The 21,159-nt window shown below is 69.7% G+C and carries 22 protein-coding genes; 9 read left to right on the top strand and 13 right to left on the bottom strand.

All coding sequences use genetic code 11. From position 1 onward, the window contains the following. Positions 1-82: 82 nt before the first annotated feature. Positions 83-457 (bottom strand): twin-arginine translocase TatA/TatE family subunit, encoded by a 375-nt coding sequence (locus ACGH48_RS05160; protein ID WP_123313339.1) that lies wholly within the window; start codon positions 455-457, stop codon positions 83-85. Positions 458-521: 64 nt separating this feature from the next. Between ACGH48_RS05160 and ACGH48_RS05155 the strand changes: the two genes are divergently transcribed. Then, positions 522-1,154, top strand: coding sequence for an O-methyltransferase (locus ACGH48_RS05155; RefSeq protein ID WP_123294100.1), 633 nt, complete (start codon positions 522-524; stop codon positions 1,152-1,154). A gap of 27 nt (positions 1,155-1,181) precedes the next feature. Here the strand turns inward: ACGH48_RS05155 and ACGH48_RS05150 are convergent, their stop codons facing one another. Further along, positions 1,182-1,910 (bottom strand): AAA family ATPase, encoded by a 729-nt coding sequence (locus ACGH48_RS05150; protein ID WP_340197364.1) that lies wholly within the window; start codon positions 1,908-1,910, stop codon positions 1,182-1,184. A 77-nt stretch (positions 1,911-1,987) separates the two neighbouring features. Next, positions 1,988-2,158 (bottom strand): DUF3117 domain-containing protein, encoded by a 171-nt coding sequence (locus tag ACGH48_RS05145; RefSeq protein ID WP_017887054.1) that lies wholly within the window; start codon positions 2,156-2,158, stop codon positions 1,988-1,990. Positions 2,159-2,285: 127 nt separating this feature from the next. Here ACGH48_RS05145 and ACGH48_RS05140 point away from each other — a divergent pair, with 127 nt between their 5' ends. Continuing rightward, complete coding sequence (locus ACGH48_RS05140) at positions 2,286-3,512, top strand: AI-2E family transporter (RefSeq protein ID WP_396290426.1); 1,227 nt, start codon at positions 2,286-2,288, stop codon at positions 3,510-3,512. Here ACGH48_RS05140 and ACGH48_RS05135 read toward each other — a convergent pair. Together ACGH48_RS05135 and dapE are read right to left on the bottom strand one after the other, a co-directional pair. Continuing rightward, a complete protein-coding gene (locus tag ACGH48_RS05135; protein ID WP_396290425.1) occupies positions 3,491-4,735 on the bottom strand; it encodes a hypothetical protein in 1,245 nt (414 codons plus the stop codon). The genes ACGH48_RS05140 and ACGH48_RS05135 overlap by 22 nt on opposite strands. Further along, the gene (gene dapE, locus ACGH48_RS05130) at positions 4,720-5,802 is read right to left on the bottom strand and encodes a succinyl-diaminopimelate desuccinylase (RefSeq protein ID WP_123313337.1); all 1,083 of its coding nucleotides are present in this window, start codon (positions 5,800-5,802) and stop codon (positions 4,720-4,722) included. The genes ACGH48_RS05135 and dapE overlap by 16 nt, the downstream gene beginning before the upstream one ends. Before the next feature lie 132 nt (positions 5,803-5,934). On the opposite strand from dapE, the gene dapD reads away from it, so the two are divergent. The 3 genes from dapD to ACGH48_RS05115 all read left to right on the top strand — a co-directional run bounded on the left by dapD (position 5,935) and on the right by ACGH48_RS05115 (position 7,794). Further along, positions 5,935-6,918, top strand: coding sequence for a 2,3,4,5-tetrahydropyridine-2,6-dicarboxylate N-succinyltransferase (dapD, locus tag ACGH48_RS05125; RefSeq protein WP_396290424.1), 984 nt, complete (start codon positions 5,935-5,937; stop codon positions 6,916-6,918). A gap of 179 nt (positions 6,919-7,097) precedes the next feature. Next, on the top strand, positions 7,098-7,592 hold the full coding sequence (locus ACGH48_RS05120) for a hypothetical protein (RefSeq protein ID WP_396290423.1): 495 nt from the start codon (positions 7,098-7,100) through the stop codon (positions 7,590-7,592). Positions 7,593-7,617: 25 nt separating this feature from the next. After that, complete coding sequence (locus ACGH48_RS05115; protein ID WP_396290422.1) at positions 7,618-7,794, top strand: DUF308 domain-containing protein; 177 nt, start codon at positions 7,618-7,620, stop codon at positions 7,792-7,794. A 103-nt stretch (positions 7,795-7,897) separates the two neighbouring features. Here the strand turns inward: ACGH48_RS05115 and ACGH48_RS05110 are convergent, their stop codons facing one another. The 7 genes from ACGH48_RS05110 to typA form a co-directional block, all read right to left on the bottom strand. Then, positions 7,898-9,196, bottom strand: coding sequence for a citrate synthase (locus ACGH48_RS05110; RefSeq protein WP_123313623.1), 1,299 nt, complete (start codon positions 9,194-9,196; stop codon positions 7,898-7,900). A 107-nt stretch (positions 9,197-9,303) separates the two neighbouring features. Further along, positions 9,304-10,458 (bottom strand): succinyldiaminopimelate transaminase, encoded by a 1,155-nt coding sequence (gene dapC / locus ACGH48_RS05105; protein ID WP_340197357.1) that lies wholly within the window; start codon positions 10,456-10,458, stop codon positions 9,304-9,306. Positions 10,459-10,471: 13 nt separating this feature from the next. Next, the gene (gene fdxA / locus ACGH48_RS05100) at positions 10,472-10,789 is read right to left on the bottom strand and encodes a ferredoxin (protein WP_069711637.1); all 318 of its coding nucleotides are present in this window, start codon (positions 10,787-10,789) and stop codon (positions 10,472-10,474) included. Between the two features lie 35 nt (positions 10,790-10,824). Next, entirely contained in the window at positions 10,825-12,015 is a 1,191-nt protein-coding gene (locus ACGH48_RS05095) for a PIG-L family deacetylase (RefSeq protein WP_396290421.1), read from the bottom strand. A 19-nt stretch (positions 12,016-12,034) separates the two neighbouring features. Beyond that, positions 12,035-12,577: a hypothetical protein gene (locus ACGH48_RS05090; RefSeq protein WP_123313332.1), complete on the bottom strand. Its 543-nt coding sequence runs from the start codon at positions 12,575-12,577 to the stop codon at positions 12,035-12,037. 209 nt (positions 12,578-12,786) lie between these two features. Continuing rightward, complete coding sequence (locus ACGH48_RS05085) at positions 12,787-13,980, bottom strand: amidohydrolase (RefSeq protein WP_396290420.1); 1,194 nt, start codon at positions 13,978-13,980, stop codon at positions 12,787-12,789. Positions 13,981-14,046: 66 nt separating this feature from the next. Beyond that, a complete protein-coding gene (gene typA, locus ACGH48_RS05080; RefSeq protein ID WP_222659974.1) occupies positions 14,047-15,969 on the bottom strand; it encodes a translational GTPase TypA in 1,923 nt (640 codons plus the stop codon). Positions 15,970-16,090: 121 nt separating this feature from the next. Here typA and ACGH48_RS05075 point away from each other — a divergent pair, with 121 nt between their 5' ends. The 3 genes from ACGH48_RS05075 to ACGH48_RS05065 all read left to right on the top strand — a co-directional run bounded on the left by ACGH48_RS05075 (position 16,091) and on the right by ACGH48_RS05065 (position 18,109). Further along, positions 16,091-16,840 carry a CPBP family intramembrane glutamic endopeptidase gene (locus tag ACGH48_RS05075; protein ID WP_396290419.1) on the top strand — a complete coding sequence of 250 codons (750 nt, stop codon included), beginning with the start codon at positions 16,091-16,093 and terminating at the stop codon, positions 16,838-16,840. Positions 16,841-16,861: 21 nt separating this feature from the next. Then, positions 16,862-17,341 (top strand): peroxiredoxin, encoded by a 480-nt coding sequence (locus ACGH48_RS05070; RefSeq protein ID WP_123294109.1) that lies wholly within the window; start codon positions 16,862-16,864, stop codon positions 17,339-17,341. 216 nt (positions 17,342-17,557) lie between these two features. Beyond that, on the top strand, positions 17,558-18,109 hold the full coding sequence (locus tag ACGH48_RS05065; protein WP_123313327.1) for a PH domain-containing protein: 552 nt from the start codon (positions 17,558-17,560) through the stop codon (positions 18,107-18,109). Between the two features lie 91 nt (positions 18,110-18,200). Here ACGH48_RS05065 and ACGH48_RS05060 read toward each other — a convergent pair whose 3' ends face one another. After that, positions 18,201-19,919 (bottom strand): ABC transporter family substrate-binding protein, encoded by a 1,719-nt coding sequence (locus tag ACGH48_RS05060; protein ID WP_396290417.1) that lies wholly within the window; start codon positions 19,917-19,919, stop codon positions 18,201-18,203. A gap of 256 nt (positions 19,920-20,175) precedes the next feature. Between ACGH48_RS05060 and ACGH48_RS05055 the strand changes: the two genes are divergently transcribed. Beyond that, positions 20,176-21,156 carry an ABC transporter permease gene (locus ACGH48_RS05055; RefSeq protein ID WP_111084974.1) on the top strand — a complete coding sequence of 327 codons (981 nt, stop codon included), beginning with the start codon at positions 20,176-20,178 and terminating at the stop codon, positions 21,154-21,156. Positions 21,157-21,159: the final 3 nt, after the last annotated feature.

The following is a 21,159-nucleotide window of genomic DNA, read 5'->3' as shown; positions in this document are numbered from 1 at the left end:
TGGTCAGCACCACAGGAAGACGGGAGGCCCGGTGCCAGCTGGCACCGGGCCTCCCGTCCGCCGTGTCGTCACGTGACGGGCGTCAGGTCGCTTCCGCGTCGAAGGGTGGCGCTTCCCCCACGGCCAGTGGCACGACGGGAGCCGTCGCGCGCACCTTGGACGCGGTCACCTGCGCGGTCTGGACCGCTGCGGCGCTGCTGGCGCCGCCGGAGTCGAGGAGTGCATCGCGGATGATCCGGCGGGGGTCGTACTGTCGCGGGTCGAGCTTCTGCCACTCGATGTCGTCGAACTCGGGGCCCATCTCGTCGCGCATCCGCTCCTTCGCGGTGTCGGCGAACCGGCGGACGGCCTTCACGAACTCGGCCAGTTTCTGGGCGTACATCGGCAGGCGCTGGGGCCCGAGCAAGAGCACGGCAATGATCCCGATGATCAGGATCTTGTCGAGCGGGATGTTCACGTGAGCGAGCCTAACCCGTGCGGCTCGGATGCACCCCTAGAGTTGTCATCCGAACGGAGTGTGCGTGTCAGAGAAAGAGTCGAACTGGAAGTTCGCCGAGGACATCGTCTCGGAGTCCGAGGCGATCGCCCGCGCTCGTGAGCACTCCCTGGAGCTCGGTGTCGAGGCGATCTCGCCCGCGATCGGCGCGCAGATCGGCGTCATCGCCGCAGCGTCCCGAGCCACGAGCATCATCGAGATCGGGACGGGCCTGGGAGTCTCCGGGCTGTACCTGCTCGGCGGCGCGCCGGACGCGACCCTGACCACGATCGACGTCGAGGTCGACCACCAGCAGTTCGCCCGTGACGCCTACATCAGCGCCGGCACCGCCCCCGCCCGGATCCGGCTCATCCCGGGCCGCGCGAACCAGGTGCTCCCCCGGATGAACGAGGCGTCGTACGACGTCGTCCTGGTCGACGCCGACCCCGAGCACGTCATCGAGTACGTCGAACACGGACTGCGGCTCGCGCGCCTCGGCGGGACCGTCCTGGTGCCGCACGCGCTGTGGCGCGGGCGCGTGGCCGATCCCGTCAAGCGGGACCGGGCGACCACTGACTTCCGGCTGCTGCTCACCGAGGTGTCGACGTCGGGCGCGGTGCGGAGTGCGCTCTCGCCGGCGGGCGACGGTCTGCTGCAGCTGACGAAGGTCACCGCGTAGCGCACGCTGCGTCACCCTGACCGTCGGTCACTCGAGGTGCCGGAGGTACCGCTCGGGTGATTCGAGGAACGAGCGCTGGTTGCGCACCAGGTCGAGGTCCTCCCACTCGGTGCGCCGGAACCCCCACTCGCCGACCTCGTGGATCGTCGCGCCCGGGAACGCCGCCAGCACCGGCGAGTGCGTCGAGAGCACGACCTGTCCGACCCCGCTGTCGACGATCGACCGCAGCAGCGCGATGAGCGTCAGGCACCCGGAGAAGGACAAGGCCGACTCGGGCTCGTCGAGGATCCAGAGCCCCGGCCACTGCGCGCGGTCGATGACGAAGTCGAGGAACGCCTCCCCGTGGCTGCGTTCGTGGAACACCGGCTCCGGGCGGGAGTGGTTCGGGTGGTCCTCGAGGTACGTGAAGAAGCCGTGCATGGTCTCGGCGCGCAGGAAGAAGCCGCCGCGGGGCGCACCGAAGTCACGGCGGAGGACGATGTGCTCCCACAGGTCCGACTCGGACGGGCGAGTCGAGTGGTTCGCCAGGGTGGAGCCGCCCTCCGGGGACATCCCGAAACGGAGCGCGATGGCCTCGATCAGGGTCGACTTGCCGACACCGTTGTCGCCGACGAACACCGTCACGGGGTCGAGGTCGAGCCCCTCGTCGAGCAGCTGCCGCACCGGGGGCAGCGTCGCCGGCCAGACGTCGCGCGGCATCGGGTCCGGGTCGCGGTACTCCTCGACGCGGCGGATCGGCATGTGGGTCCTCGACACGAGGCCATCCTGCCGGACGCAGACGACGGGCCCGGCGCGTACACGCTCCGGGCCCGTCGTACTGGTGCTTTCGACTACTAGGCCGAGACGACCTCAGCGAGTGCGTCATGGAGTTCCTTGGCCTCGGCATCGTTGACCGAGACGACCAGGCGGCCTCCTCCTTCGAGCGGAACCCGCACGATGATGAGTCGACCCTCCTTAACAGCCTCCATCGGCCCGTCACCGGTCCTCGGCTTCATGGCTGCCATCAGATGTCCCCTTTCGTGCAGTACATGCCCGCTCATTATCTCGTATTGATGGGGCAACTGCGAAACCGCCCAGGTTGGGGGTGTCGGATCGGCGGATCTTCGCGGGTTGCGTTCGTAACCTTGGCGGATGCCGAACATCCGCTCCACGCGCCGTCAGTCCCCCAGCGGACGACCCGAGCGGACCGCGCGGTCCGACGACGCCGTGCCCGCCGGCCTGCGGATCGGCGCGGCGTTCACCTGGCGCATCCTCGTCGTGGGTGCCGGGCTCGCGGTCCTCGTGGCCCTGGTCGTGCTGCTGCAGGACATCGTGGTGCCGTTCCTCATCGCGCTGCTGGTCTGCGCGCTGCTCATGCCGATGTCGTCGTTCCTGCAGCGGCACCGGTGGCCGAAGTGGACGGCGGTGCTGTCGAGCCTCGTGGCCCTGGTGCTGGCACTCGGCGGGCTCGCGCTGCTCGTCACCGAGCAGGTGCGGTCCGACCTGCCGTCCCTCGAACGCCGACTCCACCACAGCGTGCAGTCGCTTCGGACCCTGCTCGACAGTGAGCCGTTCGGGATCACGGCGAAGGACGTCGACGGATGGGTGTCGAACGGCTTCGACTACCTGCAGGCGCACGCCTCGACGATCCTGTCCGGGTTCCAGGCCGCCGGCACCGGCGCCGTGCACGTGCTCGAGGGGCTGTTCATCATCGTGTTCACGACGCTGTTCGTGCTCATCGACGGTCCGCGCATCTGGGGCTGGGTCGTTCGGCTCTTCCCGCGCCGTGCCCGCGCGCGCATCGACGTCGCCGGGCATGCCGGATGGAAGACCCTGACGAGCTTCATCCGTGTCCAGCTGGTGGTCGCCGTCACCGACGCCCTCGGCGTGACCATCGGCGCGCTCGCCCTGCAGATCCCCCTGGCGATCCCGATCGGCGTCGTCGTGTTCTTCGGTGCGTTCGTCCCCGTCGTCGGCGCGATCGTCGCCGGTGCGGTCGCGGTGCTCATCGCCCTGGTGTTCAACGGGTGGGTGCCGGCGCTCGTGATGCTCGGGATCGTGGTCGTGGTGCAGCAGCTCGAGAGCCACGTGCTGCACCCGTTCCTGACCGGTACCGCCGTGAAGGTGCACCCGCTCGGGGTCGTCCTCGGGGTGACCGCGGGCACGACGATCGCCGGGGTCGTCGGCGCGTTCTTCGCCGTGCCGTTCATCGCCACCGTCAACGCGATGGTCGTGGCGGCGGCGAACTGGCGGCCGGGTGACCCGGAACCGATGTCAGCGACGGTGCCGAAGCGCGAGCGGAGCGGCCCCGCTGCACGACTCCTGGCCCGCGCCCAGGCCCGGGAGCGCCGCGCCGATCACGGCGGGGTCCAGTCGTAGCCGTCGATCCACCAGCAGGAGTACAGCCAGACCCACTGCAGCCCGACGAACGCCACCACGACGGCCACCCGGTACACGCGTGACCGCGGCAGCGCCACGATGCCGAGCAGCGGCGCGATCGGCACCAGGATCCGCCACGTGCTCGACTGCGGGAAGAACACGGCGAGCAGGTACACGACGTAGGCGATGCCCCAGAGCCGCAGCTCGATCCCGATCCGACGTGCCGCGGGCATGCAGACGAACGCCGCGAAGCCGACGACCACGACGGCCAGCAGGATCCCGCCGGCCGGCTGGTGGAACCACCAGCCGAAGCCCTGGATCCACGGCGCGAACGGGACGAGCTCCTGCCACCCGACGTACGACGACCGCCAGGCGAGCTCGGTGTCGGTGTACGCCTTCGGGACCCCCGTGACGGCCCAGGCGATCGCCGGCCACGCCAGGCCCACCAACCCGGACACCACCGCGACCACGGCGGGCGGCACGAGGCGGCGCAGGGTGAGCGGCTCCGACGACCGCACCCACGCGGGCCGGATCGCCCATGCGCCGACGAACAGGACGACGAGCAACGAGAAGGCGAGCCCGGTCGGCCGGGTCATGCCGAGCAGCAGCACGGCGGGCAGCATCGTCCACCACCGCCGGCCGACCATGAGCAGGAGCGCGACGAGCAACAGGAACAGCCCCATCGACTCGGCGTACGCGACCTGGAACATCGCCGACACGGGCGCGACGCAGAACAGCACGGTGGCGAAGGTCGCCCGTGCCGGGTCGAGGAAGCGCCCCATCAGGCGGCGGAACACGAGCGCAGCGCCGAGTCCGGCGAGCAACGACACCGACACCGCGACGAGTTCGAACGACGCTCCGGTCAGCAGCATGAGGCCGCGCACCAGGAACGGGTACGCCGGCATGAACGCCCACGCGTTCTCGGTCACGTGCCCCGCGGCGTCCACCGGCAGGGTCGACGGGTAGCCACCGGTCGCGATCACGCGGTACCAGGCGCCGTCCCAGACGGACGCGAACGACAGGTACCCCGGGCGCTGGACGGTGAACGAGTTCGCCGCCTGCACGCTCGCGAACGCCTGCATCATCAGTCCGGTGACGAACCGGGCGAGCACGTAGACGACCGTGATGCGGACCCACCACGGCACGACCCGGTACCGGGCGCGCCAGCGGGTGCGCGCAGGGGTCGGCCGGGAGACCCCGGCCGTCGTCAGGCCGTCAGCCACCGACGGAGGCCGGCCTCGACCGCGGTGATCTGCGCGACCGGGACCTGCTCGTCGTCGTGGTGGGCGAAGACGGGTTCACCCGGGCCGTAGTTGACCGCGGGCACCCCGAGCGCCGAGAACCGCGCGACGTCGGTCCAGCCGTACTTCGGACGGGGCTCCGGGCCACCGACCGCGGCCACGAAGTCCTGTGCGAGCGGGGCGTCGAGGCCCGGTCGGGCCCCGGCGGCCAGGTCGACGATCGTGACCTCGTACCCGTCGAAGAGTTCGCGGATGTGGGCAACGGCCTCGTCGGCGGAGCGCGAGGGCGCGAAGCGGTAGTTCACGTGCACCATCGCTTCGTCCGGGATGATGTTGCCCGCGATGCCGCCGCTGATGCCGACGGCGTTCAGGCCCTCGCGGTACTCGAGCCCGTCGACCGTGACGGTGCGGGGCTCGTAGGCGGCCAGGGTCGCCAGGATCGGTGCCGTCTTGTGGATCGCGTTGTCGCCGATCCAGCTGCGGGCGCTGTGCGAACGCTTGCCGAACGTGCGGATCTCGGCGCGGAGGTTGCCGTTGCAGCCACCCTCGATCTGCGCGCCGGACGGCTCCCCCAGGATGGCGAAGTCGGCGGCCAGCAGCTCCGGACGGGTCCGGGCCAGACGACCGAGGCCGTTCAGCAGGTCGCTGACCTCCTCGTGGTCGTACCAGACCCACGTGACGTCGACGGAGGGCGCAACCAGGTCGTACGCGAGCTTGAGCTGGACCGCGCAGCCGGCCTTCATGTCCACGGTGCCGCGACCCCAGAGGATCTCGGTGCCGTCCTCGGCGGTGCGGAACTCGGTCGGCAGGTTGTCGTTGAGCGGCACGGTGTCGATGTGTCCGGCGATCACGACACGGCGGTCGCGCCCGAGGTTCGTGCGTGCCACGATCGCGTCACCGTCGCGGATCACCTCGAGGTGCGACAGCGGCGTGAGCACCGCCTCGATCGCGTCGGCGAGGGCCTGCTCGTTCCCCGACACCGATTCGATGTCGCAGATGGCACGGGTGATGTCGATGGACGAGGCGGTGAGGTCGAGCTGCTCCGGCATGCGGTCACCTTATCGGCCGCCGCTTGCGTCGCGCTGGCCGACGGCACGGCGGTCCGGGAGGCACGGTGCCGGTCCGCAGCGTCCGTCCGGTCGGTCCGGTGCTCCCGTCCAGGGCGTCGGTACCCTGGTGCGGTGACCGACACGACCGCTGCCACCGACCCGACCGCCGCCGACCGCCCGACGCACGCCTGGGGCCACGGCCTCGCGACGATCGCCGCCGACGGCACGACGCTCGACACCTGGTACCCGGAGACGCACCTCGGCGCGCTACCGACCGACGCGGAATTCCCCGCCGAGCTGCAGGCGCACGTGGGCGACGACCCCCGCCGCGAGGTCCGGATCGAGGCCGTCACCACCGAGGTCACCATCGACGCCGCACCGACCAGCACCGAGGACGCGTACCTGCGCCTGCACCTGCTCAGCCACCTGCACGTGCGTCCGAACACCATCAACCTCGACGGGATCTTCGGGTACCTGCCGATCGTCGCGTGGACGAACGCCGGACCGGTGCACCCGGAGACCCTGACCCGACTGCGCCCGTCGCTGCAGCGCGCGGGCATCGCCGTGCACGCCATCGACAAGTTCCCCCGCCTGCTGGACTACGTCGTGCCCGACCGCGTCCGCATCGGCGACGCCAGCCGCGTCCGCCTCGGCGCGCACCTGGCGCCGGGCACGACCGTCATGCACGAGGGCTTCGTGAACTTCAACGCCGGCACCCTCGGCGACGCCATGATCGAGGGCCGTGTCTCGCAGGGCGTCGTCGTCGGACACGGCACCGACATCGGCGGCGGGGCGTCCATCATGGGCACGCTCTCCGGCGGTGGCACGCACCGGGTCTCCCTCGGCGACCGCGCACTGCTCGGCGCGAACGCGGGCCTCGGCATCTCGCTCGGCGACGACTCCGTGATCGAGGCCGGCCTGTACGTCACGGCCGGCACGAAGGTCGTCCTGGTCGGCGCCGCCCCGAACCCGGACGGCACGCCGAAGACCGTCAAGGCGGCGGAGCTCTCCGGCGCCCCGAACGTCCTGTTCCGCCGCAACAGCCTGTCCGGTGCGGTCGAGGCCCTGCAGCGCGCGGGCGAGGGCATCCAGCTCAACACCGCGCTGCACGCGTAGCTGAGCTCCACCACGGGAGCGATTGGCTGATATGTAGCCTCTTGCGCGTCAAACATCAACTCTCCTACGGTGAAATCGGCGCCGCACTGTAGCGACGCCTCGAGATCAAGGGGAAGAAGATGTCACTTCGCACCACCGGTACGGCGATCGGATCAGCTGTCGCCATCATTGCGTCGAGCTTGCTCATCGCTCCGTCTGCTCACGCAGAGGGCCGCTCAGCACTGAGCGGCCCGACCGCGACCGCGATGTCGCAACCGCTGGCGAACATCACGTCAGAGCAGCTCGATGTCGCCGTTGCCGAAGCCCGCGCAGGCGGGTACGTCACCGACGAGCGCGTCGGAAGCGACGGCGAGCGAACGACGACCGTCGAGCTCGGAGACGGCTTCTCGTTCGACCTCGTGCAGAGCGATCCCCGAGCTCGTCTCGGTGCGGGCAGCGACAAGTACGGAACCTACGTCTCCTTCAATGCGACTGATCAATCCGCCATCATCAGCGGTGCAGGCTGGGCCCTCGGCGCGGCCGTCTGCGCGATCAGCGCGGGGACCTTCTGCGTGGTGGCTGGAGCGATCATCGCCGCCGCGACGTGGGCGGTGACCACCAACGGCATTCGGTGCGGATCGAAGTCGCTCCGCGTCTACCCCTTCAACGGTTCACGGAACCCTCGTTGTGTGTGAGACCAGAACAGATCGGAGCGAATTGATGCGCGTACTCGTCGCGATCGTCGTCAGCATCTGCTTGGTCGCCTTCGGCGTCGTCATCACGACGTCGCCGGCGACGGCCGGACTGTGGACGAGCAACGCTCTGGGTGCTGTCGCGCTCTTCGCGGCCATCCTGCTCACCGGGACCGCGATTCGCCGCCACCGCAAGCGGCCCTGAGCCCGAGGCGTCCGCGAGGAGGCGACGGGCTCAGCGTGCCCCCGTGGCGAAAGTGAGGCACGGTGCCAGCTGGCACCGTGCCTCCTGTCCGTCACCGAGTGCGTCAGCGCGCGGGGAGGTCCCGCTTCGGGGCACCCACGTAGAGCTGCTGCGGGCGACCGATCTTGTTGAGCGGGTCGTTGTTCAGCTCGCGCCACTGCGCGATCCAGCCGGGCAGGCGGCCGATCGCGAACAGCACCGTGAACATGCGCGGCGGGAAGCCCATCGCCTTGTAGATGATGCCGGTGTAGAAGTCGACGTTCGGGTAGAGCTTGCGGTCGATGAAGTACTGGTCGCTCAGCGCGATCTGCTCGAGCTCCTTCGCGATGTCGAGCAGGTCGTCCTGCACGCCGAGGGACTCGAGGACCTCGTCCGCCGACTCCTTGACGAGCTTCGCGCGGGGGTCGTAGTTCTTGTACACGCGGTGTCCGAAGCCCATGAGCTTCACGCCGCGCTCCTTGTTCTTCACCCGCTCGACGAAGCGCTGCACGGGCTCGCCGGAGTCCTTGATCTGCTGCAGCATCTCGAGCACGGCCTCGTTCGCGCCGCCGTGCAGCGGGCCGTACAGGGCGTTGATGCCGGCGGAGATCGACGCGAACATGTTCGCCTTCGTCGAGCCGACCATGCGCACCGTCGCCGTGGAGGCGTTCTGCTCGTGGTCCTCGTGCAGGATGAGGAGCCGGTCGAGGGCCTTCGACAGCACCGGGTTCGGCTGGTACGTCTCGGCCATGGTGCCGAAGTTCAGGCGCAGGAAGTTGTCGACGAACGACAGGCCGTTGTCCGGGTATAGGAACGCCTGGCCGATGGACTTCTTGTGCGCGTAGGCGGCGATCACCGGCAGCTTCGCGAGCAGCCGCACGGTCTGCAGCTCGACCTTCTCCGGGTCGTCGACGTCCATGTCGTCCTCGTAGTACGTCGACAGGGCGCTGACGGCGCTGGACAGCACGGACATCGGGTGCGCCGAGTGCGGGAGGGCGTCGAACAGGCGACGGAGGTCCTCGTGCAGCAGGGTGTGACGACGGATGCGGGCGTCGAAGTCGGCGAGCTCGGACTCGCTGGGCAGCTCGCCGTAGATCAGGAGCCACGCGACCTCGAGGAACGTGCAGTTCGACGCGACCTGGTCGATCGGGTAGCCGCGGTACCGAAGGATCCCCTGGTCGCCGTCGATGTAGGTGATGGCGCTCTTGGTGGACCCGGTGTTCACGAACCCGTAGTCGAGCGTGTTCATGCCGGTCTGCTTCTTGAACGTCGAGATGTCCATCGTGGACGCGCCGTCGACGCTCGGCAGGATCGGGAACTCCGCGCTGCCGCCCGGGTACGTCAGCGTCGCGGTCTCGCCCGTCTGTTCGGCGGCGGGACTCACGGGCACGGGCGTCGTGGGCGGTGTGGCCGTCTTCTGAGCGTCGTTGGCAGTGTCAGTCACGATGACAGCCTAATCGCGGCGTCTGTCGCTCGTGCACACCTCGGAGGTCACGACTTGGTGGGAACCACCGATTGCGCTCCGGGCTGGGCGGTGCCGAGCCGTCGGCTGCTGGCGAGCCGCTGTGCCGCAGCTGCGATGCGCTCGTCGGTCGCCGTCAGGGCCACCCGGACGTGCTCTCCCCCGGCCACACCGTAGAACGTGCCCGGCGCGACGAGGATCCCGCGGTCGGCCAACCACGACACGGTGTCGAGCGCGGGTTCGCCCCGGGTCGCCCACAGGTACAGCCCGGCCTCGCTGTGGTCGATGCGGAAGCCGGCGCCCTCGAGTGCCCGTCGGAGCATGTTCCGGCGCGCACGGTAGCGGGCCTTCTGCTGCTGCACGTGGGTCTGGTCCGCGAGCGCCACGACCATGGCTTCCTGCACGGGCAGGGGCGGCATGAGCCCGGCGTGCTTCCGGACGGCGAGCACGTCGGCCAGGATCTCGGCGTCACCGGCGACGAAGGCCGCGCGGTACCCGGCCAGGTTCGACTGCTTCGACAGCGAGTACACGCTGAGCACGCCGTCGACCGAGTCGCCGACGACACGGGGGTCGAGGATCGTCGGGGTCGGGGTGGTCGCGTACTCCGGGTCCCATCCGAGCTCGGCGTAGCACTCGTCGCCGACGATCACGGCGCCGAGCTCGCGGGCCCGGGCGACCGCGACGCGCAGGTCGTCGATCGAGAGCACGCGGCCGTCGGGGTTGCCGGGCGAGTTCAGCCATACCAGCTTCGTCGTCGCCGGCCACGCCGCCGGGTCGTCCGAGGCGAGCGCGTCCGCGCCGACCAGGGCGGCCCCGAGTTCGTAGGTCGGGTAGGCGGCCGCCGGGAACACCACGGTGTCGCCGGTGCCGATGCCGAGCCAGAGCGCCAGACCGGCGATGAACTCCTTCGAGCCGATCGTCGGCAGCGTGTGCGCCTCGGTCAGGGTCACCCCGTGCCGGCGGCCGTACCAGTCGGCGATGGCCTGCCGCAGGGCCGGGGTACCGGCGACCTGCGGGTAGGCGTGCGCGTCGGTGGCGTCGGCGAGTGCCCGTCGGACGACCTCGGGCGTCGGGTCGACGGGCGAACCGACGCTCAGGTCGACGATGCCGCCCTCGTACTCCGCCGCACGTTGCTTGAACGGGACGAGCTGGTCCCAGGGGAAGTCGGGCAGGTCGAGCGCCACGTGCGTGTCCGGCTCAGCCGCGGGGCGGTTCGGCCATGACGACCGGGTGGTCCTTGTGGATCACACCGACCTTCGCGGCACCACCGGGCGAGCCGACCTCTTGGAAGAACTCGACGTTGGCCTTGTAGTAGTCGGCCCACTCGTCGGGCAGGTCGTCCTCGTAGTAGATGGCCTCGACCGGGCAGACCGGCTCGCACGCACCACAGTCGACGCACTCGTCGGGGTGGATGTACAGCGACCGGTCGCCCTCGTAGATGCAGTCGACGGGGCATTCGTCGATGCAGGCGCGGTCCTTGACGTCGACACAGGGCTGGGCGATCACGTAGGTCACGGTTCGGGTGCTCCCTTCGACGAGCGGGTTCGAGTCTACTCGCAGCCCGGGGCCGTCCGGGACCGCAGCCCCGACAGGTCCGGCCACGCGAGCACCAGGGCGGCGATGACGGCGGGTGCGAACGTCCAGACGTACCCGGCGGCGTTCGCCAGCACGAGCGGCGAGCCCTGCCCACCGACCGAGACGAGCACCTGCGTGGCGACGAGGATGCCGATGCCGATCGCGGCGACCATGGCCCGCGACCGGTACAGCAGCCGGATGCCCACCGTGAGCCCGACCACGAGCAGCGTGGTGATCACCATGCCGATCGGGAACGCGGCGGCACCGATGGTCTGCTGGTGCGTCACCGTGCCGAGCCCCCCGGTGACGAGCCCGAGCACGAGTGCGACGGCGACCGCCGCGACCTTGCCCTGGCCGGACATCTCGGCGTAGGTCTGCGGTGCCGGGGGCTGCGGGTCGGCGTCGTGCCGGAAGGCCTCGACCGCGGGGGCGTGCTGGCGGACGCCGTGCGGCATGACCCACGACAGCGCCGTCGGGTCGGCGGGGTCCACCGGGTCGACCGTCACCTGCGAGCGGTACTGCTCGACGGCGGCGCGTACCTTCGCCCGCACCGGCAGGACGTCGACGGTGACGTCGGCGTCTCCGTCGTCCGGGGCGACGATCATCGAGAACGCGACCTCTTCCGCCCGGGCCGCGTACCGGGCCGCGTGGTGCACGCGCACGTGGTCGGGGTGTCCGTACCCGCCGTCGTCGGCGTAGCTCACGACCGCGTCCGCCCCCGTGGAGCGGATCGCGGCACGGACGTCGTCGACGACCTCGCCGAGGTCGGCGGCGGTCAGCGAGTCGGCGGGGGCGTCGTCGGCGGCGGTCGCCCGGCCGTCCGGTCCCCACTGCATGCCGGAGTCGACGTACCGGCGTTCCGGCAGGTCGGTCGGACGCGCCCCCTGGCCGCCGAGCCACAGGTGCACGGGGCCGCCGAGGGCCGCGAGCGCCGCGTCGATCTCGGTCTCGCGGTGCGCGGCGACGCGCTGCGCGTCACCGGCGAGGGGCGCGAGCCGCTCGGTGAGCATCTCGCCGCGCTCACCACGGGTCGCCGTCAACACGGTGACCTCGGCGCCGAGCTCGAGCAGGGTGGCGATCGTCCCACCGGACGACAGGGTCTCGTCGTCGGGGTGGGCGTGCACGAACAGGACGCGCTCGGGGCGCGTGACGGAGGCCTTCGACATCGCCCCCAAGGGTACGGGACTAGCGGGCCGTGACGATGTAGGTCGCGGTGACGCCGTCGTCGCCGTCCGAGAACGTGAGCACGACGCGGTACCCGTCGCTGCGGAACATCCCGAACGCACTCGACGAGTCGGCGCGCTTCGCCGACTCGGTGTACCCGGCGTCGGCGAGCTGCTGGGCAGCGGCGGTGAAGTCGTCGACCGACCCTGCACGCACCTGTACGACCCACCCGGAGCCGTTCGGGCCCGCTCCCCCGCCGAGCACCGTGCCGTCGACGAGCGGCACGTCGGACGACGGGAAGCCGTCGGGCACCTTGCCGTCGGAGGTCACGTTCGCGCCCTTGAGCGCGGTGTCGAGCGCGCCGTCGATGCCGCCCGCGACCGAGGACATGCCGTCCTGGATCGCCTTGCCGTCGATGCCGGCGACGCCGTCCGCGACCGTCGAGGCGACCGAGGACCCGAGGTCCGTCGCCTGCTCGACGGCGTCGGACGAGCAACCGGTGAGTCCGGCCAGGGCGATGCCGGCGGCGACGGCGGCGATCAGCGGGGTACGGAGGGAACGCATGCGCCGACGGTAACGGGTGAGCCGGGAGGCACGGCGCGAGTTGGCTGTGAACGTCCTGTCCCCGGGACGGTCACCCGCGCGGCGGGGCCGCCCCGTGCCTCCCGTCCGCCCTTCGCGCGTACTTGGCCGGAACGGGCGTACCTGGTCCTTCGTTTCGACCAGGTACGCCCGTTCCCGCTTCCTACTGCCCGCGCAATGGGAAGGAAGCGTCAGGCGACGTAGGCGCGCGTCGCGGCGACCAGTGCGTCGACGCCCACCGGGATCGCGGTCTCGGCCTGCGGGGCGTAGAACGGCGAGTGGTTGCTCGGGATGTCCTCGCCACGGCGGAACAGCTCCGGGTCGGTGATGCCCGTGAACCAGTACACGAGCGGGACGCCCGCCGCCGTCGCGAGCTGACCGACGTCCTCCGACGCCATCGCCAGGCCGATCTCGAGCTCGCGCGCTCCCGGCACGGCAGCGCTCACGGCCGCGAACACCCGAGCGGCGGACTCGGCGTCGTTCACCGTCACCTCGGCACCCGGCGACCGCACGATCGTCGGCTCGGGCAGGCCACCAGCGTCGCTCTCCGCCCGGACGATCCGCTCGATCGACGCGATGATCCGAGCGCGGGTCTCCTCGTTGCGGGCACGCGTCGAGATCTCGATGACGGCCTGGTCGGGGATGATGTTGGCGCGGGTGCCGGCGTGGAAGCTGCCGACGGTGACGACCCCGGCGTCGCTCGGCGAGACCTCGCGCGACACGACGGTCTGCAGCCGGACGACGGCGGACGCGGCGGTGACGACCGGGTCGAGGGACGCCTGCGGTGCGGAACCGTGGGCCCCGCGGCCGTTGAACGTGACCGTCAGTCGGTCGCTCGACGCCATCACCGGACCGGAGCCGATCGCGACGATGCCGACGGGCGCCGGAGCGGAGTGCTGACCGAGCACCACGTCGGGCTTCGGGAACCGGTCGACCAAGCCGTCCTCGACCATCGCGCGGGCGCCGGAGATGACCTCCTCCGCCGGCTGGAAGACCGCCACGACCGTGCCGTGCCAGTCGTCCGTGGTCGCCGCCAGGCGCTCGAGCGTGCCGAGCAGCCAGGTGACGTGGATGTCGTGGCCGCAGGCGTGCATCGTCGGGACGTCGTTGCCGTCCTCGTCGGTACCGCGGTGCTGGCTGACGTAGGGCAGACCCGTGCGCTCCTGGACCGGCAGGCCGTCCATGTCGGCGCGGAGCCACACCACCGGGCCCTCGCCGTTCGCCAGCACGCCGACGACCCCGGTACCGCCGACGCCGGTGGTCACCTCGATGCCACCGATCTCGGCGAGCCGGTCGGCCACGATGCCCGCGGTGCGGTGCTCCTGGAAACCGAGCTCGGGGTGGGCGTGCAGGTCCTGGTACAGCGAGAGGAGGTCGAGAGTCACGGCATCCACCGTAACCCCCGACCTCCTCAGGTCGTGCTCTTGCTGACGCGACGCGTCGCTTGCTGCTTACGCGTCCTGACGCTTCAGGCGGGCGTACGAGCGCTGGCGGGCCTGCGCGTCGAGCTCGACCTTGCGGATGCGGACGACGGCCGGGGTGACCTCGACGCACTCGTCCTCGCGCGCGAACTCCAGGCACTCCTCGAGGGAGAGCTGGCGCGACGGCGTCATCGACTCGAAGGAGTCGGCGTTCGCCGAACGCATGTTCGTGAGCTTCTTCTCCTTCGTGATGTTGACGTCCATGTCGTCGGCGCGCGAGTTCTCGCCGATGACCATGCCCTCGTAGACCTCTTCGGTGGGGTTGACGAAGAACGTCATCCGCTCCTGCAGGTTCGTGATGGCGAACGGCGTGACGACACCCGAGCGGTCGGACACGATCGAGCCGTTGATGCGGGTCTGGATCGGGCCGGCCCACTCGTCGTAGCCGTGCGAGATCGCGTTGGCGATGCCGGTACCGCGGGTCTCGGTCAGGAACGACGTGCGGAAGCCGATCAGGCCACGCGACGGGACGATGAACTCCATGCGCACCCAGCCAGTGCCGTGGTTCGTCATGTTCTCCATGCGGCCCTTGCGCGCCGCCATGAGCTGCGTGATCGCGCCGAGGTACTCCTCCGGCGTGTCGATCGTCATGTGCTCGTACGGCTCCTGCAGCTTGCCGTTCTCGTCACGCTTCGTGACGACCTGCGGCTTGCCGACGGTGAGCTCGAAGCCCTCACGACGCATCTGCTCGACCAGGATGGCGAGCGCGAGCTCACCACGGCCCTGGACCTCCCAGGCATCGGGGCGACCGATGTCGAGGACCTTGAGCGAGACGTTGCCGATGAGCTCGCGGTCGAGGCGCTCCTTGACCATGCGGGCGGTCAGCTTGTGGCCCTTGACCTTGCCGACGAGCGGGCTGGTGTTCGTGCCGATCGTCATCGAGATCGCCGGGTCGTCGACCGTGATGGTCGGCAGCGGACGGACGTCCTCGGGGTCGGTCAGCGTCTCACCGATGGTGATCGTGTCGAAGCCGGCGACGGCGACGATGTCACCGGGGCCCGCCGACTCGGCCGGGTAGCGCTCGAGCGCCTTGGTGATGAGGAGCTCGGTGATGCGGGCGTTCGCGACGGTGCCGTCGTGCTTGACCCACGCGACCGTCTGGCCCTTCTTCATCGTGCCGTGGAAGATGCGCAGCAGCGCGAGGCGACCGAGGAACGGCGACGCGTCGAGGTTGGTGACGTGGGCCTGCAGCGGGTGCTGGTCGTCGTACTTCGGCGCGGGGACGTGCTGCAGGATCGCCTCGAACAGCGGCTCGAGGTCGTCGTTGTCGGGCAGCGAACCGTCGGCCGGCTTGTTGCGCGACGCGGCACCGGCACGGCCCGAGGCGTAGACCACGGGGACGTCGAGGATTGCGTCGAGGTCGAGGTCGTCGACCTCGTCCGACAGGTCGGACGCCAGGCCGAGGAGCAGGTCCTGCGACTCGGAGACGACCTCGTCGATGCGGGAGTCGGGGCGGTCCGTCTTGTTGACGAGCAGGATCACCGGGAGCTTGGCGGCGAGCGCCTTGCGGAGCACGAAGCGCGTCTGGGGCAGCGGGCCCTCGGACGCGTCGACCAGCAGCACGACGCCGTCGACCATGGACAGGCCGCGCTCGACCTCGCCACCGAAGTCGGCGTGACCCGGGGTGTCGATCACGTTGATGGTGATGGGGCCGTCCGCGCCGAACTCGGTCGCGTGCTTGCCGTTGTAGAGCACCGACGTGTTCTTCGCGAGGATCGTGATGCCCTTCTCGCGCTCGAGGTCGTTCGAGTCCATCATGCGGTCTTCGCCCTCGAAGTGGGCGTCGAACGAGTTGGTCTGCGTGAGCATCGCGTCGACGAGGGTGGTCTTGCCGTGGTCGACGTGTGCCACGATGGCGACGTTGCGCAGGTCGGACCGGGTGGCGAGCGCCATACAGGACATCCTTCAATTTCTGGGAGAGTGTCGGGCCAGTGATTTGACAGCACCGCACCCGTGGGCAGAACGCCCGACACGCCAGTCTACCGGTAGTTCGCAACCGACAGGAGTACTCCGCATGAGCCGACGGCGAACGTGGGTCGAGATCGCGATCGTGCTGCTCCTGTCGCTCGGTGCCAGCGCGCTGTACTCGATCCTGCAGATCATCGACGACCTGTCGCAGACGACCCCGCTCGGTGAGCAGTCGACGGCGCTCAACACGTCGTCGACGACGGTGCAGTACGTCGACCTGGCCCGGCAGTTGCTCGGCATCGCGGTGGACCTGGCGCCGGTCGCGCTCGTCTGCTTCCTGCTGTGGAGCACCTCGCGCCCGCACCTGGCCCGGCTCGGCATCGACCGCTTCCGCGTGAAGCCCGACCTGGGCGGCCCGGCGCTCATCGCACTCTGCATCGGGATCCCGGGGCTCGCCCTCTACTTCGCCGGGCGCGCCCTCGGCATCACGGTGGACGTCGACCCGGCCGCCCTGAACTCCTACTGGTGGACGGTGCCGGTCCTGCTGCTGTCGGCGATCCGCTCCGGCCTGCAGGAAGAGGTGATCGTGATCGGGTACCTCTCCGCCCGGCTCGGTGACCTCGGGTGGGGCCGGTGGCAGGTGATCCTGTCGACGGCACTGCTGCGCGGCAGCTACCACCTGTACCAGGGCTTCGGCGCGTTCGTCGGCAACGCCGTGATGGGCATCGTGTTCGGCTGGATCTACACGAAGTGGGGCCGACTGATGCCCCTGATCGTCACGCACTGCCTGCTCGACGCCGCGGTGTTCATCGGCTACCCCTGGGTCGCGAACGCGTTCCCCCAGCTGTTCTCCTAGACACACCCCTACCGTGAGCACATGAGCATCCCCGAGGTCGGCGAGTCCGCGCCGACGTTCACCCTGCCGGGCATGATCGTCCGCGACGGGGTACGGACCGACGACGAGTACGACCTGTCGTCGGAGATCGGCCGGACCGTGGTGCTCGCCTTCTACCCCGGCGACGCGACGGCCGTGTGCACCGCGCAGCTCTGCAGCTACCAGGCCGAGCTCGACGAGTTCGACGACCTCGGCGCCGTGGTGTGGGGCATCAGCCCGCAGGCCCTCGACTCGCACGAGACGTTCGCGCGCGGTTCCTCGCTCACGTTCCCCCTGCTGAGCGACACCGCCGGCTCGGTGATCCGCGACTACGGCGTGCGTGCGCCGGGGATCGGACTGCGCCGGTCGGTGTTCGTGATCGGCCCGGACGGGGTCGTGCGCTGGCGGCACGTCGGCCTGGTCGGCCTCCGGTTCCCGAAGGCCGAGACGATCCGCGAACAGATCGAACTGCTCGTCTCGTGACCGGATCCCGCGACTGACGCCGTTCCCGGCGTGGGGGTTTCCCGAATCCGTCGCCATGGGGTATTGACACCCGAACTGGGGGCGACGACCATTGTCCGCACGAGAGGTCCGAACAGGATCTGCCTCCCCGGGGAATCGGGTCGTCCGGAGATACGCGCTGGTGTGTCACACCCGCTCCCCGGGCGTTCCCGGGGAGGCATCTCGTAACCTCGTCCGGTGCACACCACCATCGTCGCCCCGGGTCTTCGCCGCCTCGCCCTCGTCCTCTGGGTGGTCGCGGTGGCGCTCGTCCCCCTGGCGCTGCTCGGTGGCAGCAACCCCTGGCTCGTGCCGGTCCCGAGCATCTGCATCGCGTTCGTGGCGTGGGCCGCGCTCTGGCGTCCGCGCATCGAGCTGACGCCCGAGCACCTGCGGATCGTGGACGTCCGCCGCACCAGCACCTACACGTGGTCGCGCGTCACCGAGGTGCGCACCAAGTACGGCATCGAGGTCGTCTCGAGCGAGGGCGTCCGCCGCGTGTGGATCGCGACCCGCCCGACCGCGCGGCTCACCGCGCAGGTCCAGGGCCGACCGGGAGGCCCGGATCACCTCGACGTCGACGCTGCGGCCGCGCTGGTGCTGGCCCTCGTGCCCGCACCGGCACCGCAGGACGGCCCGCCTCCGGCGACCGTCGTCGCGGCGCCGATCACCCACCGGGTGCACGGGTGGACGATCCTGGCGTTCGTCGTGCTCGGGATCGCGGCGTCGCTCGCGGCGGCCCGGCTGTAGATCCCGACGTCCACTCCCCCGCCGACGCAGAACGACACCCCCGACGTCGTGCGACGTCGGGGGTGTCGTTGCGGGTCGTGCGACCGCGGGACTACTTGGTGTAGCCCACGTCCTGCCACTTGACTGAGTACTGCTGGAACTGCGCGGGCCCGTAGTTCACGAGGTCCTTGCGGACACCCCAGGCGTACGGCTCGGCGAACAGCGGGATGGTGCCGGCGACGGCGACGATCTTCTTGTCGATCGCCTGCGCGTCCTTGATGCGGGCATCGGGGTCGAGCTCGGCGTTCGCCTTGTCCCATGCCGCGCCGAGCGAGTCGTCCGTCACACCGGTGTAGTTCTGGCCGGCGTCGGCGGGGTAGTAGATCGACTTGAGCGACGAGATCGGGAACGGCGTGCCCTGCCACGCGAAGTACGTGGCGTCGAAGTCACGGCCGTCGGTGGTGATGTACTTCGTGAAGAAGTCGTCCGAGGGCACGGTGTCGATCGTGACCTTGAAGCCGGCGAGCTTCGTCTGCTGCTGCACGAGCTGCGCGACGTTCGCCGAGTTCGGGTTGTCCGACGGGATCACGAAGCGGACGTCGAGTTCCTTGCCGCCCTTGGTCGCGTAGCCGTCCGAACCGACCTTCCAGCCGGCGTCCTCGAGCTTCGACTTCGCCTTGTCGGTGCTGTAGCCGTAGACGCTCGACACGTCGTCCTGGTAGCCCTCCTGGCCGGGCAGGTACGTCAGGTTGTTGAGCACGTCACCCGGGCTCTTCACCGGCGACAGGATCGCCTGGGCGAGGACCTTGCGGTTGATGGCCTGCGCGAACGCCTGGCGCACGTCCTGGTCCTTGAAGACGTCGGAGGTGCCGTTCAGCGTGATCTGCCGCTGCGTGGTGCCGAGCGAGCGCTCGATCTTCGAGTCCGAACGAGAGTTCGCCGTCTTGAGGTTGTCGGCGCTGCCGTTCAGGTTGAACGCGTCGAGTTCCTTGTTGCCGTACGCCTGCGCGACACCGTCACGCGAGACCGTCTTGAAGACGATGGTGTCGAGCTTGCCCTCGTCGCCCCACCACTTCGGGTTCTTCTCGAAGGTGAGGACGCCGCCGTTGGCGTCGAAGGACTTCACGATGTACGGGCCACCGGAGACGTAGGTCTTGCCGTCAGCGGCGTACGGACCCTTGGCCCAGGCCGTGTTGAAGTGCTCGGGGGTGTCGACGGCCCAGTACGGGTAGATGGAGCCGAGGACGCTCGCCCAGTCGGCGTTCGTCTTCGAGAACGTCATGATGACGTCGCGCTCGTCCGAGCCCTGCTTGACCGAGTCGACGTCCTCCCACACGTTGGTGGCGAGGGGCGCGAAGGCCTTGTTCGTGCCGTTCAGCGCCTTCCAGTTGGCGATGACGTCCTTCGCGCTGATCGGGGTGCCGTCGGACCACACGGCCTTCGGGTTGATCTTGATCTCGACGGTCTGGGGCGAGTCCTTGGTCAGCTCGACCGAGGTCGCGAAGTCCTTGTTCGCCTCCCACTCACCGTTCTCCTTGAACTGGATGAAGCTCGGCAGGTAGGTCCCGGAGATCGCCTGGTCGTCGACGGTCCCGGAGTCGAGGTTGTTGATCTGGAAGTTCGCCGGTGAGGTGTCGATCGGCAGGGTGATCGACCCGCCGTCCTTGACGTCCGCGCGGTCCGCGACGGTCCAGCCGGTCGACTTCAGCGACGACTCGGCGACTGCGGAGCTGCTGTTGCCCGCCTGTCCACCGCCGGAGCAGCCGGCCAGCACGACGGCCGCAGCCGCAGCGGTGGCCAGCACGGCGATGCCCTTGATCCTCTTTCGCATGGCGAGGATTCCCTTTCGTTGTGGTTCGCGCTCTTCGCGCTGGAACGCGACGACCCCCGCCGCCACGCCTGTTGGTTGAGAACCCTAGTCACATCCGAAGGCACCACAAGGGTTGATGTGGGGAATCGAAACATGCTCGTAACGAATGTTGCATAGCGTCACTTCCGATGTCCCACCCGCCCGCCGCGAACGGCTAACCTGTCGCCACCGACAACGCCGTCCGGACGGATGGCCGCACCCCACGAGGTCCCAGTACATGCTTGCCTTCATCGCAAAGCGGATCGTCAACTACATCGTCCTGACGATCGTGGCGACGACCCTCGGTTACATCCTCGCCAGCACCACGCTGAACCCGGCTGCCCGGTTCCTGGGCCGCAACCCGGCCGTACCGCAGGGCACGATCGACGCGTCCCTGCGGAAGCTCGGCGCGGATCCGGACACCCCGCTGATCGTCCGGACGTGGACCTGGTGGTCGAACCTCGTCACGCACGGGTCGCTCGGCATGAGCACGCGCGGCACCGAGGTCACGGCCGACATCGTCGCCCGCTCCGGCACGAGCCTGCGCTTGCTGGTCATCGGCACCCTGCTCGGCGCGATCCTCGGTGTGCTGCTCGGCGTGTGGAACGCCGTCCGCCAGTACCGCACGTCGGACCAGGTCTCGACGTACCTGTCGTTCGCGGTGCTCGCCACCCCGACCTTCGTCATCGCCGTCGTCCTGATGATCCTGGCGACCGCGATGAACCAGGGCCTCGGCACCCAGGTGATCCGGTTCACGGGTGAGTACACGCCGGGCGTGAACGGGTTCTTCCCGGTGCTCGGCGACCGGCTGATCCACCTGCTGTTACCCACGATCTCGCTGACCATCGGCGCCGTCGCCACGTACTCGCGGTACCAGCGCTCCGCGATGCTCGACGTGCTGTCGAACGACTTCATCCGCACCGCGCGCTCGAAGGGCCGGACGCGCGGATCGGCCATCATGCGCCACGGCGTCCGCGTCGCCCTCATCCCGATGTCGACGTTCTTCGCGTACTCGTTCGGGCTGATCCTGACCGGCGCGAGCATCACCGAGCTGGTCTTCAGCTGGCACGGCATGGGCGAGTACTTCGTCCAGGGCATCACCAACAACGACATCAACGCGGCATCGGGCACGATCCTCTTCACGGCGATCCTCGTGCTCATCGCAGGAACCCTCGCGGACCTGCTCTACGCCGCGCTCGACCCGCGAGTGAGGGTGTGACCC

The sequence above is a fragment of the Curtobacterium pomorum genome, from assembly GCF_044497295.1.
Classification (GTDB): domain Bacteria; phylum Actinomycetota; class Actinomycetes; order Actinomycetales; family Microbacteriaceae; genus Curtobacterium.
Note: the sequence above shows the minus strand (reverse complement) of the source record. Positions and strands in the feature narration are given on the sequence as shown.

Coding starts and splice junctions, on each gene's coding strand:
- ACGH48_RS05090 (WP_123313332.1), bottom strand. CDS start 12,577: ATGCGTTCCCTCCGTACCCCGCTGATCGCCGCCGTCGCCGCCGGCATC.
- ACGH48_RS05060 (WP_396290417.1), bottom strand. CDS start 19,919: ATGCGAAAGAGGATCAAGGGCATCGCCGTGCTGGCCACCGCTGCGGCT.
- ACGH48_RS05115 (WP_396290422.1), top strand. CDS start 7,618: ATGCGCGTACTCGTCGCGATCGTCGTCAGCATCTGCTTGGTCGCCTTC.
- ACGH48_RS05140 (WP_396290426.1), top strand. CDS start 2,286: ATGCCGAACATCCGCTCCACGCGCCGTCAGTCCCCCAGCGGACGACCC.
- ACGH48_RS05075 (WP_396290419.1), top strand. CDS start 16,091: ATGAGCCGACGGCGAACGTGGGTCGAGATCGCGATCGTGCTGCTCCTG.
- ACGH48_RS05070 (WP_123294109.1), top strand. CDS start 16,862: ATGAGCATCCCCGAGGTCGGCGAGTCCGCGCCGACGTTCACCCTGCCG.
- ACGH48_RS05055 (WP_111084974.1), top strand. CDS start 20,176: ATGCTTGCCTTCATCGCAAAGCGGATCGTCAACTACATCGTCCTGACG.
- typA (WP_222659974.1), bottom strand. CDS start 15,969: ATGGCGCTCGCCACCCGGTCCGACCTGCGCAACGTCGCCATCGTGGCA.
- dapE (WP_123313337.1), bottom strand. CDS start 5,802: ATGCCGGAGCAGCTCGACCTCACCGCCTCGTCCATCGACATCACCCGT.
- ACGH48_RS05095 (WP_396290421.1), bottom strand. CDS start 12,015: ATGTCGAAGGCCTCCGTCACGCGCCCCGAGCGCGTCCTGTTCGTGCAC.
- ACGH48_RS05145 (WP_017887054.1), bottom strand. CDS start 2,158: ATGGCAGCCATGAAGCCGAGGACCGGTGACGGGCCGATGGAGGCTGTT.